The 15,020-nt window shown below is 37.0% G+C and carries 16 protein-coding genes; 10 read left to right on the top strand and 6 right to left on the bottom strand.

The window, feature by feature from the left end:
* Positions 1–379 precede the first annotated feature (379 nt).
* Entirely contained in the window at positions 380–1,783 is a 1,404-nt protein-coding gene (locus DZB84_RS23230) for a tyrosine phenol-lyase (protein WP_116354682.1), read from the top strand.
* 40 nt (positions 1,784–1,823) lie between these two features.
* On the opposite strand, the gene DZB84_RS23225 is transcribed toward DZB84_RS23230, so the two are convergent.
* Positions 1,824–2,603, bottom strand: a complete 780-nt coding sequence (locus DZB84_RS23225) for an ABC transporter ATP-binding protein (RefSeq protein ID WP_116354681.1) — start codon at positions 2,601–2,603, stop codon at positions 1,824–1,826.
* A 221-nt stretch (positions 2,604–2,824) separates the two neighbouring features.
* On the opposite strand from DZB84_RS23225, the gene DZB84_RS23220 reads away from it, so the two are divergent.
* The 5 genes from DZB84_RS23220 to DZB84_RS23200 all read left to right on the top strand — a co-directional run bounded on the left by DZB84_RS23220 (position 2,825) and on the right by DZB84_RS23200 (position 8,497).
* Positions 2,825–4,540, top strand: coding sequence for a methyl-accepting chemotaxis protein (locus DZB84_RS23220; RefSeq protein ID WP_116354686.1), 1,716 nt, complete (start codon positions 2,825–2,827; stop codon positions 4,538–4,540).
* 110 nt (positions 4,541–4,650) lie between these two features.
* Positions 4,651–5,637 (top strand): Gfo/Idh/MocA family protein, encoded by a 987-nt coding sequence (locus DZB84_RS23215; protein ID WP_116354680.1) that lies wholly within the window; start codon positions 4,651–4,653, stop codon positions 5,635–5,637.
* Positions 5,638–5,834: 197 nt separating this feature from the next.
* Positions 5,835–6,908, top strand: coding sequence for a branched-chain amino acid aminotransferase (locus DZB84_RS23210; RefSeq protein WP_116354679.1), 1,074 nt, complete (start codon positions 5,835–5,837; stop codon positions 6,906–6,908).
* A gap of 247 nt (positions 6,909–7,155) precedes the next feature.
* Positions 7,156–7,683: an RNA polymerase sigma factor gene (locus DZB84_RS23205; protein ID WP_116354678.1), complete on the top strand. Its 528-nt coding sequence runs from the start codon at positions 7,156–7,158 to the stop codon at positions 7,681–7,683.
* Entirely contained in the window at positions 7,670–8,497 is an 828-nt protein-coding gene (locus DZB84_RS23200) for a hypothetical protein (protein ID WP_116354677.1), read from the top strand. Before DZB84_RS23205 ends, DZB84_RS23200 begins: the two co-directional genes overlap by 14 nt.
* Positions 8,498–8,686: 189 nt before the next feature.
* Here DZB84_RS23200 and DZB84_RS23195 read toward each other — a convergent pair whose 3' ends face one another.
* The 4 genes from DZB84_RS23195 to DZB84_RS23180 form a co-directional block, all read right to left on the bottom strand.
* Positions 8,687–9,181, bottom strand: coding sequence for an SRPBCC family protein (locus DZB84_RS23195; protein ID WP_116354676.1), 495 nt, complete (start codon positions 9,179–9,181; stop codon positions 8,687–8,689).
* A 204-nt stretch (positions 9,182–9,385) separates the two neighbouring features.
* A complete protein-coding gene (locus tag DZB84_RS23190; protein WP_116354675.1) occupies positions 9,386–9,748 on the bottom strand; it encodes a hypothetical protein in 363 nt (120 codons plus the stop codon).
* Positions 9,749–9,926: 178 nt separating this feature from the next.
* Entirely contained in the window at positions 9,927–11,276 is a 1,350-nt protein-coding gene (locus DZB84_RS23185; protein WP_116354674.1) for a DUF4179 domain-containing protein, read from the bottom strand.
* Positions 11,251–11,796 carry a sigma-70 family RNA polymerase sigma factor gene (locus DZB84_RS23180; protein ID WP_116354673.1) on the bottom strand — a complete coding sequence of 182 codons (546 nt, stop codon included), beginning with the start codon at positions 11,794–11,796 and terminating at the stop codon, positions 11,251–11,253. Before DZB84_RS23180 ends, DZB84_RS23185 begins: the two co-directional genes overlap by 26 nt.
* Before the next feature lie 310 nt (positions 11,797–12,106).
* On the opposite strand from DZB84_RS23180, the gene DZB84_RS23175 reads away from it, so the two are divergent.
* Both DZB84_RS23175 and DZB84_RS23170 read left to right on the top strand, forming a co-directional pair.
* On the top strand, positions 12,107–13,165 hold the full coding sequence (locus DZB84_RS23175) for an LLM class flavin-dependent oxidoreductase (RefSeq protein WP_116354672.1): 1,059 nt from the start codon (positions 12,107–12,109) through the stop codon (positions 13,163–13,165).
* A 65-nt stretch (positions 13,166–13,230) separates the two neighbouring features.
* Positions 13,231–13,647 carry a hypothetical protein gene (locus DZB84_RS23170; RefSeq protein ID WP_116354671.1) on the top strand — a complete coding sequence of 139 codons (417 nt, stop codon included), beginning with the start codon at positions 13,231–13,233 and terminating at the stop codon, positions 13,645–13,647.
* Positions 13,648–13,723: 76 nt separating this feature from the next.
* On the opposite strand, the gene DZB84_RS23165 is transcribed toward DZB84_RS23170, so the two are convergent.
* Positions 13,724–14,161, bottom strand: a complete 438-nt coding sequence (locus tag DZB84_RS23165; protein ID WP_116354670.1) for a GNAT family N-acetyltransferase — start codon at positions 14,159–14,161, stop codon at positions 13,724–13,726.
* A 216-nt stretch (positions 14,162–14,377) separates the two neighbouring features.
* On the opposite strand from DZB84_RS23165, the gene DZB84_RS23160 reads away from it, so the two are divergent.
* Both DZB84_RS23160 and DZB84_RS25700 read left to right on the top strand, forming a co-directional pair.
* Positions 14,378–14,638, top strand: a complete 261-nt coding sequence (locus tag DZB84_RS23160; RefSeq protein ID WP_116354669.1) for a hypothetical protein — start codon at positions 14,378–14,380, stop codon at positions 14,636–14,638.
* A gap of 147 nt (positions 14,639–14,785) precedes the next feature.
* Entirely contained in the window at positions 14,786–15,013 is a 228-nt protein-coding gene (locus DZB84_RS25700) for a YppG family protein (RefSeq protein WP_116354668.1), read from the top strand.
* Positions 15,014–15,020 lie beyond the last annotated feature (7 nt).

Here is a 15,020-nt window from a genome sequence, read left to right as displayed (position 1 = left end):
ATTCAAAAAAATGTAAATGGATAGGTCTATTTGTCATGTTTTCTTTTAATCCCCCAGCCACTAAAATATATATTATAAAACTTTATGGAATAACCACTTGACTAAACGTAAGAAACGTTTGATTGAATTTTTAAGTACTTGCTGCTATTGGCTTAGACTGCCAAACAAACATTTGTTTGAAATGAATATAGCAAAATGAAACAGATTGTTTTGAAACCATATTTCAATAATAGATAAAAGACGCCTTTCCAACACAACGGGAGGGCGTTTTTTCAATGGTTTAAAGCGTCTATCGTGCACCGGAGATTCTTGAGAAGGAAGCCGAAGATATTTTACATTATACATAGATTGAATTTTCTAAATAAACGGAGGGGTTCGAATGATAAGAAGAACGGCAGAGCCATATAAAATTAAGGCAGTGGAACCATTAGCAATGCTAACGTATGAGGAAAGAAAAGAAGCATTGGATCGAGCTGGCTACAATACTTTTTTGATTGAATCGCAAGATGTCTATATTGATCTCCTAACAGATAGTGGGACGAGTGCAATGAGTGACCGTCAATGGGGTTCATTAATGGTTGGAGATGAAGCCTATGCGGGAAGTAAAAGCTGGAAAAGGCTTGAACAGGCTGTCAGGGAGATTTATGGATATAAGTATGTTTTGCCAACACACCAAGGACGGGGAGCGGAAAACATTTTATCCCAATTAAAAATAAAGCCGGGTGATGTGGTTCCTGGGAATATGTATTTTACAACAACACGTGCCCATCAGGAGTTAAATGGAGCGAGATTTGTTGATATCATTATTGAAGAAGCGCATGATTCAACGACCGAGCATCCGTTTAAAGGGAACATCGATTTATCTAAATTACAGGCTCTTATTCAGGAGGTTGGGGCAGAGCTTATCCCGTATGTTTGTGTGGCTGTAACCGTCAATATGGCAGGAGGACAGCCAGTCAGTATGAAAAACATGAGAGAGGTCTATAACTTATGTAAGAGTTATGGAATTGACGTGATGTTCGATGCCACACGCTGTGTAGAGAATGCTTATATTATTAAGGAACGAGAAGCGGGTTATGAAAACCATCGCATTAAGGATATTTTAAAAGAGATGCTTTCCTATTCAGATGGATGTACAATGAGCGGGAAAAAAGATTGTTTGGTTAATATCGGAGGATTCCTCGCGATGAATGACGAGGAGCTTTACGCAAGATCACGTGAATTGGTAGTTGTATATGAAGGGATGCCGTCCTATGGAGGAATGGCTGGCCGTGATATGGAAGCAATGGCACAAGGAATCTATGAATCTATTGATGATCATTATATCCATCACCGTATTCAGCAAGTTCGTTATCTTGGACAGCAGTTGATTGACGCAGGAATTCCAGTTGTTCAGCCAATTGGGGGTCATGCGGTGTACTTAGATGCAAGACAATTTTTATCCCATTTAGACCAGGAGGAGTTTCCTGCTCAAGCATTGGCAGCAGCGTTGTATTTAGATTCAGGTGTAAGGGCAATGGAAAGAGGAATTGTCTCTGCGGGAAGAAACAAAGAAACTGGCGAACATAACAAACCGAAGCTAGAGCTCGTTCGATTAACCATCCCTAGAAGAGTATATACGAATAATCACATGGATGTCGTAGCTGATTCGGTAATGGCCCTCTATGAAAAGAGAAATCAGATTAGTGGGTTACGAATGGATTATGAGCCTCCTACACTACGATTCTTCAATGCGAGGTTTTCACCACTATCAGAAGATTTAAGGTTAATTGCTGAAGAATAGGATGCTGCCAGCCCATTTATAATCACGGGCTGGCTGTTTTTTATTTGTTTTTTACTAAATAAGGACGGTCATTTTCCCAATGGACATGAACCGGAAGATTAAAGAAGTTTGAAAGAATTTCACTTGAAATGATTTGATTTGTTTGTCCAGAAGCAAATACTTCTCCATTTTTTAGAAGCAATGTTTTATTAAACACGGGAAGAATTTCTTCCACATGATGGGTGACATAAATAATGGTTGGCGAATCTTCTTTAGTAGCAAGTCTTTCAATGGAATCTAATAATAGTTCTCTTGCGATAAAATCCAACCCATTTGTAGGTTCGTCCAAAATGAGAATCGACGGATCTGCCATTAATGCGCGCGCAATCAATACTCGTTGTTTTTCACCCTGTGATAGAGTTGCATATTCCCGATTAGCATACCCAATACACCCAAGCTCCTCAAGTAGTCCAATTGCTCTTTCCCGCATTTCGTCTGTAGGTGTTTCATACAAGCCGATGGATGCGAAGGCTCCACTTAAGACAACCTCGAACGCGTTATCAGTCGGGTAGAATTTTTGCTGTAAAGAGGAGGAAACAAAGCCAATATTCTTACGAAGTTCCTCACCAAGATACATCTTTCCAAATGTAAACCCCAGAACGGTGACGTTGCCGCTTGTAGGGAAATTATAAGCGTTGATTAAATCCAATAACGCAGTTTTTCCAGAACCATTCAAACCGTAAAGTACCCAATGCTCGCCTTGTTCAATTTGCCAATTAATATTTTGTAGAATATGCACATTGTCACGCCGAAGTGTCACATTCACCAAATCCAAAACCATGGTATTTCCCCTCCTTAATTATAAAATAATAATATCAAATAATTCAGATAAAAGTGAACTAAGAAAGATCGTGGAAATAAGGAAAATTAGGTTGATACATAATCCCTTTACATAATCTTTACAGGGAATTTACAATGCTTGTTTATAATTTTTACTATATAGGTAAAAAGACATGGAGTTTGGGGGTTCTATACTTGGGAAAAAAGTTGCGTAAAGTGAAAATGCTAGATAAAGAGAATAATGGCAGAAAAGGGTTCTTACAGGGATTTTTACAAAGAGTGAATTTGAGTGCCCGATTATTTATCCTGTTTGTTTCGTTACTCGTGATTTCTGTTGTGACGGTAGGAACAGTCTCTTACATAAAGGCAAAAGATATGACAATTGAAACGATTGAAAATCGATTAGTACGGGAAGCAGAGCTAATGGGCTATATTGCAGAAGGTTTAAAGTTTGTTTATGTCGGTAAAGACGATTACGATTATTTTATGCAGCAGATAAATGGGAATGTTCGAGTACAGCAGAAGAAGCTTGAATCAGATGGGATACAGGCAGAGTTTTTCTATATTCGAAAATCAGAAGTAGTCCCTTTCAAGGTGAGTAAAGATGCAATCCCAACTATTTCAGAAAAAACAATCAAAGAACTCGTTAATCGCAAAAATGGTGTCATTCATGAGAGGATTAATGGTGAGGATTACACAATTTCGTTTCATATGATTAAAGAGATAGACGGAGTTTATGGAATCCTTATCCCAACGAAATCCTATACAGGTCCAATCGACCAAATGGCGTATTTTACCTTGCTTGTGATGGCTGTTAGTATCATTGTGATGACGGTCGTGATTATCCTATTAGTTCGAACAATTGTAAAACCATTAGGTGCATTACGTAATACGATGAAAGAAGTAAGGGAAGGAAATCTTAAGCATTCAGTTGATATACGTACAACGATTCCGGAAATTACTTCATTGCATAAGAGCTATAATGCAATGATTGATCAAATGAGAAGCATGTTAAATGAATTGAAGACATCAACTAAAGAATTAGAAACAACAGGCGATGAATTAAATGTTTCATCTAAAGATGCACTTGAATCAAGTCATCAATTAATCTCGGCGATTGATACAGTAAGACTAGGTGCAGAGCAAACAGCAAGCAGTTCAGAGGAGAGTGCATTAGGATTTAAGACGATGTCAAATCGGATAGTAGATATTATGAAAAACATGGAAACTGTCATCGGTAGCTCAAAGAATATGAATCTCTCAGCAGGCCGTGGTGAACAAAATATGGGACAGTTGATTACAACCATTCAATCATTTGAAAGTGATTTCAACCGTCTCACAAAAACAATTAGGGAAGTGAAGGAATATTCACTCGAGATTACCTCCCTTGTGGAGTTGGTAACGGAAATCGCGAAACAAACAAAACTGTTAGCTTTAAATGCAACCATTGAAGCAGCACGTGCGGGTGAAGCCGGAAAAGGATTTGCAGTCGTAGCCCAAGAGGTTCAAAAGCTTGCCGAGCAATCAACGAAAGCGACAGATGAAATTACAAATGCGATCACAAAAATGGAGTCTATTACATTACTCGCTTCAAAGGAATTTGACCAAATGCTGATCCAAATTAATTCCAATCTCCAATTGGCAAATGATTCGAAAATCTCCATTAATGAGTTAATGCAAGGGATTTATGAGGTCAGTGGAAACATTGAAGTTATGCAGGAAGAATTAACTGGACTTGAGAGCATTGTACCAGAACTCCAGCAATCTGTTACACAATTCTCATCTGTGTCACAGGAAACATTAGCGAGCGCTGAAGAAATGTTGGCCTTTAGTGAAAGCCAAATTGAACAAATGGAAAATACAAACGGGGTAGGGAAAAGACTACATAATCTGTCAAAATCCCTATCAGAAATTACTCAGCGTTTTAACGTTAAGTAAAGAAGGTTCAGGTCATTCGGCAAGTTTTCTTGTTGAATGGCCGTTTGTGCTAGCTGGCCTTTTTGAGGTATAATTTTATATAAACGTTTTTTGATAGGGGAGTTTCGGTTATGGCTTATAAAAAAGTTCGTTGGGGAATTATTGGTTGTGGGAACGTGACAGAAGTGAAAAGTGGTCCTGCATTTCAAAAAATCGCAAATTCCGAGTTGGTTGCGGTAATGCGAAGAACAGGTGAACTGGCGAAGGATTATGCTGAGAGACATCATGTACATAAATGGTATGACAATGCAGACGAGCTTATTCAAGACCCAGAGGTGGATGCCATCTATATCGCGACACCACCTGGATCTCATAAAGAATATACACTGAAGGCAGCACAGGCTGGCAAACCCGTTTATGTTGAAAAGCCAATGGCACGAAATTATGAGGAATGTCTAGAAATGATTGAAGCCTGTAAAAAGGAAAATGTTCCATTATATGTCGCCTATTATCGTAGAGGACAACAAAGATTTTTGAAAATAAAAGAGTTGCTGGAGAATGGGGCAGTAGGGGAAGTGCGATTTGTATCAACCACACAATACCGGAAAGCAACCGAAGATCCAAATGCTCTGCCATGGCGAGTACAACCTGAAATATCGGGTGGGGGATTATTCTTTGATTTAGCAAGCCATACCCTAGATATATTAGATTTCCTTCTTGGACCAATTAAGGAAGTACACGGCTTTGCCTCAAATCATGGCGGTCGTTACAAAGCGGAAGATATTGTTACGGGTACCTATTTATTTGAATCAGGAATCCATGGTGTTGGCAATTGGTGTTTTACCGCATTTCAAGATGAGGATATCAATGAAATCGTCGGTAGCAAAGGAAAGATTACATTCTCTACTTTCGGTAATGAGCCAATCGTATTAACAACCCTGAACGGAACAGAAGAGTGGAGTTTTGAGCGCCCTCAGCATGTTCACCAACCACTTGTGGAAACCATTGTGGCTGAATTGACAGGTAAAAGTGGAGTATGCCCAAGCACTGGTGAATCGGGTGCACGAACAAATTGGGTAATGGGCGAAATGGTAAAAGGGTATTATACAGCTAAATGAAAATAACAAAAGGCGTCCGTTTTAACGGTCGCCAATTTGCTGTTTCCAAAAAATTCTTTAAAAGAATTTAAAATATTGTATAAGTTGCATAGTCCATTTTTCATAAGATTGTGATAAAATAGTTGATATTATTATCAGAATAATATAAGATTTCGATTATTACTAACGATTTATATTAAACGAAAGCTGGGATTAACATGACGACAGATTTTAAACTTGACATCACCCTTACAACTCAGAAGAAAGAGATTCCTCCATTTGACCAACTGGTGTTTGGAACAAGCTTCACTGACCATATGTTTATGTGGGATTACACAGAAGGAAGAGGATGGCATGATGCTCGTATTGTCCCTTATCAATCCATTCCATTAGATCCTGCAGCGACAGTTTTTCATTATGGTCAATCCGTATTTGAAGGATTAAAAGCCTATCGTACAAAGGACGAGGAAATTTTATTATTCAGACCGGATCAAAACATGAAGAGATTCAATAAGTCTAACCAGCGCTTAGTTATGCCACAGTTTGACGAAGAATTTGCCCTTCATGCATTGAAGAAGCTAATTGAAATCGATCGAGATTGGGTTCCAAATCTTCCTGGTACTTCCTTATATATCCGTCCATTTATGATTGCTACGGAAGCACATCTTGGCGTTGATCCGGCTAAAAACTATAAATTAATGATTATCTTATCCCCAGTAGGCTCTTATTATAAAGAAGGTATCAATCCTGTAAAAATTGCAGTAGAGAATAAATTTGTTCGTGCCGTAGCAGGCGGTACAGGTGATGCAAAAACAGCTGGTAACTATGCTGCAAGTTTACTAGCATCAGAAATTGCAGGTGAAAATGGATATTCCCAAGTATTATGGCTTGACGGTAGAGAGAGACAATATATTGAAGAAGTAGGTAGCATGAATATCTTCTTTAAGATTAAAGGAGAAGTAATTACGCCTGCATTAAACGGTAGTATTCTTGATGGAATCACTCGTAAGTCTATTATTGAACTCTTAAAATACTGGAACATCCCTGTAACAGAACGAAGAATTTCGATTCATGAAATCCAAGAAGCCTATAATGAAGGTATTCTGGAGGAAGTCTTTGGAACTGGAACAGCTGCTGTTATTTCACCGGTTGGAGAACTTTTCTATAATAATGAAAAGCTGATCATTAACAACGGAGAAACAGGTGCGTTATCGAAAAAATTATATGACACCATTACCAGCATTCAAAATGGTACAGAAGAAGACGTATTCGGATGGACTGTAAAATTATAAAATTAATAAATAGTGCTTACCCGATGGGGTAGGCACTATTTTTTTTGACATTGGAAAGGTATCTGGCCAATTAAAAAGGATGAGCGAATGTAAACAATAGAAAAGCAGTGTATTTCTGAACAGAAATAACAATGATTTTTTTGTATTTGTTTATATTTGTAAATAAAGTGTAACTTTTTATATCTTGTTACGTCTTTAAGGCAAACAATTTTTAATAATAAATCGATTTTAGCAGGAGGTGAAGTGAGTGGGAGAAGATAGCTCATTAGAAAAACTAAATGAATGGTATTTCAAATATAGTGTTGAGATATATCGATATGTACTAATGATGACTGCTGAAGAAGAATTAGCAAAAGATATAACACACGATACCTTTATTAAAGCCTATAGGAATATGAAAAATTTTAGAGGGGAAGCAAGTGAGAAAAACTGGTTGTATCGAATTGCACATAACACGACCATTGACGAAATAAGAAAAAGGAAGCCATTACGGTTTATGGTCAATACTTACACTTCTATCGCAACAAATGACTATCTTCCAGAAAAAGTAGCCCAGTTAGGGGAAAGTGAGGAACAGCTTTATCGTTCACTTCAAAAGTTAAAAAGGCCTTATCGTGAGGTTATCATATTAAGGAAAATAGAAGAACTTAGCATCCGAGAAACAGGTGAAATATTAAATTGGACCGAATCGAAAGTGAAAACTACATTGTTCAGAGCATTAGAGGCCTTAAGAAAACAAATGATTAAGGAGGGCTATGTGCATGAAACAATCTAAAAAAGAAACAGTATACGATGATAGTTTAAAAAGTTTACAAAATATTACATTAACAGCTCAAGAAAAGAGTGAAATCCACCTGAAGATGATAGAATCTGTAGAAAAATCAGATCGTCGGAATAAAATATGGGGTATACGTCCAATATTCAATGCTATTTTAACAGGAATATTATTATTTATTGGAGGATACTTCCTAGTAAACCAAGTCATATTTTCAGAGGAAGGAAATCTAGGCCACGAAAATGCAGAAGTTCAATCACCGTATACCGAGATTGAAAACAAAGTTTCAGATGTATTACAAGCACCAGTGTACATTCCATATCATGAGAATCTTCCATTAAGAACGGCAATGTTTATTATGGAAACAACTAGCACAGAAGAGGGAGAAGTAATAGGACGAAAGCACGGGGCAGCTATTATTGGCTATAGTACCTTAGAAGCTGATCAAGCTGATGCAGCAGAATTTGAACGATTAAAAGAACAAGGACGACTTAAATTAGCACCTTATGAGATTGTATATGGTGATTTTCTAAAAGCAGAAAAATACAAAGCTACCATTGCCATTATGTCCGAAAAAACTAGTCGAAAAGACCTGATATATTCAGCTTTGTATGGTGAAGAAAGAATAATAGCTGGTCATACTGTTAAGTACAGAGTAGTTGATACGGGTTCACCACTTAACGACAAAGCATATTACTTCAGCTTTAAACTAAATAATGCTGTTTATGTATACACTTTCCCTGAAAAAAATGTAACTGAAGAGGCTGCATACAGTTTTGTAGAAAAGTCATTAAAACAAATTCTAAAAAGATAGCTCAATAAGGGCCGCCATTTTTGACGGTCCTTTTTGGTTCGAAGCAAATCAATTTTCTAAATATGCTACTACATTAGAAGTTGTTTGAGTTTATGTAATCAAGTTAAATAAGTTTGGACTTTTCCAAAATAGGAGCCGAAATATTAAAACCATCTATTAAATTCTAAACAATAGATGGTTTTGTGCAGTTTATTTTATAGGTTGGCAGCATAAACTGCCTTCACCTTTTTCAAGAGCAGACTTTAAGCTACTTAGAACACCGGACCAAGCCATTTGGTGCCAATTAAATGCTTCTTTCCAATTTTCATCTTCTTTAAATCCAGTATGTTCAACAATAACTTTTGTAGACATAGTGTCAACTGGTTCAAAACGAACACTTACAGTTGTTAATTCATTTTCACTATTCATTATTGATTCAAACTGATCTGGACCTTTCCAAGTGAATCGTAGTTCTTTTTCTTCAACAAGTTTAACAATCTTGCAACCTTTGGTATTCATTCCGTTTTTATTTCCAGGAATAAAATAAAGTTCATAAGCCCCACCTTCTATGGGTTCTACGACTGTTTCAGGAGCAAACCATTCTGAAACACGTTCTGATATTGTCCATGCATACCAAAGTAAATGTAAGGGGGCATTAATTGTAACCTCATTAATAATAGTTCTATCATTTGTAGTGTTTATCAAAAAAATCCTCCTCTTGAAAATATCTTCATCTGTAGAATACCATTAACATTTGAGTTAAATAAAGAATTTTCTGACTAGACTGTAAAGATTTATACATAAAGTAACAGGAGCTCTATTTTTAATAAGTGATTATAAAATAATAATAGGAAATCGTTCGGTGACAACCGGGCAATTTTATAAGCACCTTGAATTGAGGTGCAAATATTAAAAGAAAACCAACCAATAAATATAAGAAGCAATGAGCAGGGCTATGTATACCCATGCTAGCCAGCGCTGCCATGTTTTAGGTTGGATGGTTGTAAACAGAAAAGTGATGGGTACTAGTGTCCAAGGTAATAAGACTAATAGACTTAATAAAAACAACCCGAACGAAGTGCCGAGTGATTCAACTCCAAACGACATTTGAGCAAGATAGGCAGATGCTCCTAAACCAATAGGTGAGAGTAGAAGCAAGAAATAGCTTTTGAGCTTGAAGGTTGAGAAAAATGTGCTGAGAGATTCTGTTTCAAATATGCTGAATTTAAAATGTGAGAGTGGTTCGCGCAGTTTTTCAGGAACTAATTGCATTTTTCATCCCTCCTAAAAGAATTGATAACTAGGGGCTATATATATATTATACGTAAAAACCAGTAAAAAGTTTTACATTTATTCCATAAAATTCAATTTTACTAATTTATGACTAACATATATGTGCATTATGAATCAAATAAAGGCCAACCTGTGTGTAGGCTAGCCTTAAATGATATTATTTTAAGTCTATTTCAACTTCTAAATCTGAGAATACTTCGTAACTAGCGTCATACATTAAGAACCGAGAGGAAACTGGATCCTTTACTTTTGGATATGTTACTTCAAGAAGACTATCTTTTTGTTTATAAGAAATTGCTTGATATTCTAAATTGTTATTGCGATCAATTATAATAGGGAAAATTGGTAATAAGGTGTCCATTTCATAATAAACGATAGTCTCATTAGGCTCCTCTTTAATCTCAAACACTTTAATCTTAGAATCAGTTTCTAAAATTACACCTTGATTATATGGGACGGAAATCTCATTCCATATATATCCGTTGTCATCTACTTTTTCTCCCTTATAAGTTGCAATGTAAGGAACTAATTTATATAAATAAGAGTTACTTTTTCTTGGGATCTCAACCTTTTCATTTATCATTAGTTCAGGAGCGTCTAAATTATATGAATCGTTCCCGCCCCTCCGACTATAATGGTCTAGATACACTGTTCCGTCTGCTCCAAGTGCAGTAATTGAAATTTCATAGTGACTTAAATCTGAGTATTTCTTTTCTAATTTAAGCTTTGTTCCCGTGTTTAATACTAATACAGAAGGAGTCATCCTAGCTTGACCTACTGAAAAATAATTTCCTTTATTATCTTCTTTTGATGCTAGAGAAGATTTTTTAATAAATTCTTCTTTCTTTTCAATATCAAAGGTAAAGGACCAATCTCCTTCTATATTATTTATTGATTTTATACGAATTTCTATCTCTGGATGTTCTGGGAATTCTTCCGAAGTTTCAAATTGAAAAACATCACCTGTTTCAACTAATTGGTTTGTTTTCATTCCACTAAAACCATGATTTCCCATGCTTTTTCCATTAACATAGAGGTCTAAAGAAATGGAAGTTTCTTCAATAACTCCCATTGTACCAGTTCGATCTAACCGATAAGAAATGGCCATTCGCTGGCTGTCAAGATACCCTTCCTCAAGAATTACTTTTAGTCCTTGATCCTCCGACTCTAGAGAAAGGTTCTTTGTCATTCCTTCCATTGCCATTCTTTTAAGCCCGGCATCACTAACATGATAAAAAATACTCTCAGTATAAGAGATACCTTCATTACCACTAAAATGGACTTCTTTTTCCGAAGGACCGAGATAAAATGAAGTAAACAATACGCCTCCAATTACTAAAATAAATAGGGAAGCAACACTAGCCATCAGATTAGGCCACTGGAATATATGGAGTTTACGCTTCTTTTTTCCAGACAATAGAGCAGTTTGGACAGTTTCATTAAGCTTTTCAGTAGGTACGGAAACATGATCTACCATGATTTTAATATCTCGATGAAGCTTTTCCATAGGAATCTCCTCCATTTTCAAGTTTTTCTTTTATAAATTGAAGTGTCCGATGTAATTGAGATTTAATTGTACCTTCGGGTTTACCAAGAATTTCAGAGATTTCGTTAATAGAATATCCATAATAAAACCGCAGAAGAATTAATGTTTTTTGCTGTGGTCTTAGCTTTTCAAAAATGAGTTCGATATCCATTGTCATAATTGAATTATTTTCTTCGTTAAACCCGGGGTCGAACAAGTCAGTTTCGAGGGTAATAACCTTTTTAGATTTTCTGATATGATCTATCGCAGTATTTATTAAAATCCGAGTAATCCATGTAGAAAAATATTCAATTTCTTTCAATCTATCAAAGGATTTGAAGCCCTTTATGATTGCATCTTGTACAATGTCTAATGCGTCCTGCTCATTTTTAACATATGAGTAGGCAACTTTATAAAGTTTTTCCTGCTCCTCATTGATGAGGGCTTCAAAGGAATATTTGCTTGAATTTGAACTCTTATAAAATGATTTAAAAATAGACATGTGGACAGGACTCCCCCCTTCATTAGGTTTATATTACTATGATTTTATCTGTTTAGACATTATTGCTAGTCCGGAACTAAACAACTATCTACTTATTAGACCTTGTAACAATGTCATTCGTTCCATTAATTTTTTTGTAGCTTTTCTCACCCGAAAAGTCCTGATTATTAAGCATGATAGCATAATTACAGTCGTTAAAAATCTCATTCGAATAATCCTAAAATTTGCATCGAAAACAACATTATTAAATAATGGAGGTAGTTAATAAACAGTTACAAATAAGCAATACATAAAATAGGGGGTACAGACATTGGAAATAGGAATTAGTACTTTTGTTGAGACAACACCGGATCCGCAAACTGGTGAGGTCATCAGTCACGCACAAAGAATTCGCGAAGTTGTAGAGGAAATTGTCCTAGCTGACCAAGTAGGTTTGGATATATTCGGAGTGGGTGAACATCATCGGGAGGATTACGCGGCTTCAGCTCCAGCCATGGTGCTTGCAGCGGCTGCGTCACAAACAAAGAATATCCGTTTAACAAGTGCGGTTACTGTGCTGTCCTCTGCCGATCCGGTTCGCGTGTTCCAGGATTTTTCAACACTTGATGCCATTTCAAATGGTCGTGCTGAAATCATGGCTGGAAGAGGATCCTTCATCGAATCCTTCCCACTGTTTGGGTATGACTTAAAGGATTATGATGAGCTTTTTGAAGAAAAATTAGATCTGTTATTACAGATTCAAAAGTCAGAGAAAGTAACCTGGCAAGGGAAACATCGCCCATCCATCAATAACCGTGGAATTTATCCACGACCTGTTCAAGATCCGTTACCAATTTGGATTGGAAGTGGCGGAAACCAGGAGTCAGTCGTTCGTGCAGGATTATTAGGGTTGCCACTAGTGTTAGCAATCATTGGTGGTAGACCAGTTCAATTTGCACCACTTGTGGAATTATATAAGAGAGCCGTTGCTCATGCGGGTCATGACTTTTCAAAATTAGCCGTTGCCTCACATTCTCATGGGTTTGTTGGAGAAACGATGGAAGGAGCAGCAGAAAAATTCTTCCCATCGACCGCACAAGCGATGAGCAAATTAGGTCAAGAGCGTGGTTGGGGACCATATACACGTGAAAGCTTTGAGTTTGCCCGAAGTTTTGAGGGTGCATTATATGTGGGTGACCCTGAGTATGTTGCCAATAAAATTATCCACTTGCGTAAAAATGTAGGGGTTACTCGCTTTATGCTACATTGCCCTGTTGGAACAATGCCACATGAAGATGTGATGCGCTCCATCGAACTATTAGGAAAAGAAGTGGCACCACGCGTTAGAGAAGAAGTAGCAAAGTGGGAAACCGAGAACGAAGCGAAATAAAAAAGTTGGAAAAAATATGAATAAGCAATGAAATAATTGGGATATTACTACCTGAGGTGAATAATATGAAAAAAATAGTAATATCCCTGCTTACTCTTGTCATCTTTTTCCCATACCCTGTCGGTGCCGCATCGAATGTTGAATGTCCCAATGTAAGCCAGTTAGAAAATACCACGATGATTTATAAAGATGAGCTCTTAAAGGCATTAGAAACCATTATCCCTCGTACGTTTGGAGATGGTGATTACTTAAATCATTATGCTGACTGGGAAGTCGTTACAGCACAGCCATTAGATGAAAAGGTAGCAAAAGAATATCAAATGTCCTCCAAGTATTGTGGACAAGAAGTTGCGGATAAGTCATGGTTAGTGACCTTACATTTTCCTAGATGGGAAGGAAAAAGTGGCGTTGCATCAGATGGTCAAATCTTTGTATCAAAAAGCAAAGATAAAGGTTGGTTTGTCTGGTACCGAAATCAATAGACAAGAATGAACAAAAGAAAGCGTAAATCCAGTTGAGGATTTACGCTTTCTTTTGGATTTGAAGAAAAAATGATTCTTAAATTTTTCGTTCCATGACTGTAGAAACTTCTTTAAAACCAAGATCTTCATATATCCTTTTCGCGTAGTTTCCGGAAAATACATTTAGTTGAACCTTATTCAATCCTTCACTCTTTAAATAGGTAAACGCTTCATTACAAAGTGCTTTAGCTATTCCTTTATTCCGATATTCGGGCAGGACGTATATTTCAGGTATGATTCCAACCATTTCATCCGTATTAACATCAACGGAACTACCGACTCCAATCCAGCCTAGAACTCTATTATTTTCAAGACAAATCAAGTAATATCCCCCATTGGATAGAAATGGTGTAATTAATTCTAATGCTTTTTTTCTCCTTTGTTTAACATGACCCATCGTAGCCTCTTTTAATACCTCCAAAGAATGATTGAGTATTCTTTGTGTTTCATTATAAGTTGCTCTTCTAATCTGCACCGTTACCCCTCCTTGTAAAAAATACAATTATTTATGTTAGTATTCTTAAAATATGCAAAATATACCTGTACGACTAAAACCCATACCCCAAAATAGTAAATAACGTCCTTCACCGTTTTACAAATTTCCGCGCTTGTCTTAGGACACCTGACCTCTGCGAAACTTAAATTCTCACATAAGATGATAATTATCTAACAGGTTTGGGGGTGAACTATCGTGTCTGTCGGATATTATCATTCTTTGTGTCGTAGATACAGAGGAAGGGCTGTTGAAATAAGAATGCGGGATGGAAGGGTCCATCGTGGAATTATCCATCGTGTAACTGGTGACCGGGTATATCTCCGCCCACTTGGTCCACGAAGAAATTTTGGTGGCTATGGCTACGGCTATTATGGTTGGGGATGGGGTGGCTTTGGAGCTGGTCTTGCTATCGGAGCGATTGCAGGTATTGCCCTAGTTGGGGCGTTCTGGTTGTAGGTTAATAAGATGAATTACTAGCAAAAAGCAACTGAACATTCGTTGGAGGGCACTTCCCGTTCATAATAAGACAGGATTGTCCTTCAATGATAAACGTATCGATTAAGAATTCCATATAAATGTAATAGAAAGTAGGGAGATGAAAAAATGGTGTATGGAAGACCAAGACGCCCCGTTCCTTTCAGGCCAAACAATATAGGTAGACCACGAAGACCATTCACTAATTCGCAGCCATCAAATATTTCTAGTCTAATGTCCCATTTTCAAACAGCCGATGGAAAGCTTGATTTTAGTAAGATCTCTACTACAGCGGGACATATGAAAAAGATATATGGTCAGGTGAGTCCCTTACTATCCATGTTTTTGAAAAAATAAAGAATAG

It is taken from the genome of Bacillus sp. HNG (assembly GCF_003400205.1).
GTDB lineage: Bacteria > Bacillota > Bacilli > Bacillales > Bacillaceae_L > Ferdinandcohnia.
Note: the sequence above shows the minus strand (reverse complement) of the source record. Positions and strands in the feature narration are given on the sequence as shown.

Excerpts from the sequence above, each read along its gene's own strand:
- DZB84_RS23230 (WP_116354682.1), top strand. The coding sequence starts at position 380 with ATGATAAGAAGAACGGCAGAGCCATATAAAATTAAGGCAGTGGAACCA.
- DZB84_RS23225 (WP_116354681.1), bottom strand. The coding sequence starts at position 2,603 with ATGGTTTTGGATTTGGTGAATGTGACACTTCGGCGTGACAATGTGCAT.
- DZB84_RS23220 (WP_116354686.1), top strand. The coding sequence starts at position 2,825 with ATGCTAGATAAAGAGAATAATGGCAGAAAAGGGTTCTTACAGGGATTT.
- DZB84_RS23215 (WP_116354680.1), top strand. The coding sequence starts at position 4,651 with ATGGCTTATAAAAAAGTTCGTTGGGGAATTATTGGTTGTGGGAACGTG.
- DZB84_RS23210 (WP_116354679.1), top strand. The coding sequence starts at position 5,835 with ATGACGACAGATTTTAAACTTGACATCACCCTTACAACTCAGAAGAAA.
- DZB84_RS23200 (WP_116354677.1), top strand. The coding sequence starts at position 7,670 with ATGAAACAATCTAAAAAAGAAACAGTATACGATGATAGTTTAAAAAGT.
- DZB84_RS23190 (WP_116354675.1), bottom strand. The coding sequence starts at position 9,748 with ATGCAATTAGTTCCTGAAAAACTGCGCGAACCACTCTCACATTTTAAA.
- DZB84_RS23185 (WP_116354674.1), bottom strand. The coding sequence starts at position 11,276 with ATGGAAAAGCTTCATCGAGATATTAAAATCATGGTAGATCATGTTTCC.
- DZB84_RS23180 (WP_116354673.1), bottom strand. The coding sequence starts at position 11,796 with ATGTCTATTTTTAAATCATTTTATAAGAGTTCAAATTCAAGCAAATAT.
- DZB84_RS23170 (WP_116354671.1), top strand. The coding sequence starts at position 13,231 with ATGAAAAAAATAGTAATATCCCTGCTTACTCTTGTCATCTTTTTCCCA.
- DZB84_RS25700 (WP_116354668.1), top strand. The coding sequence starts at position 14,786 with ATGGTGTATGGAAGACCAAGACGCCCCGTTCCTTTCAGGCCAAACAAT.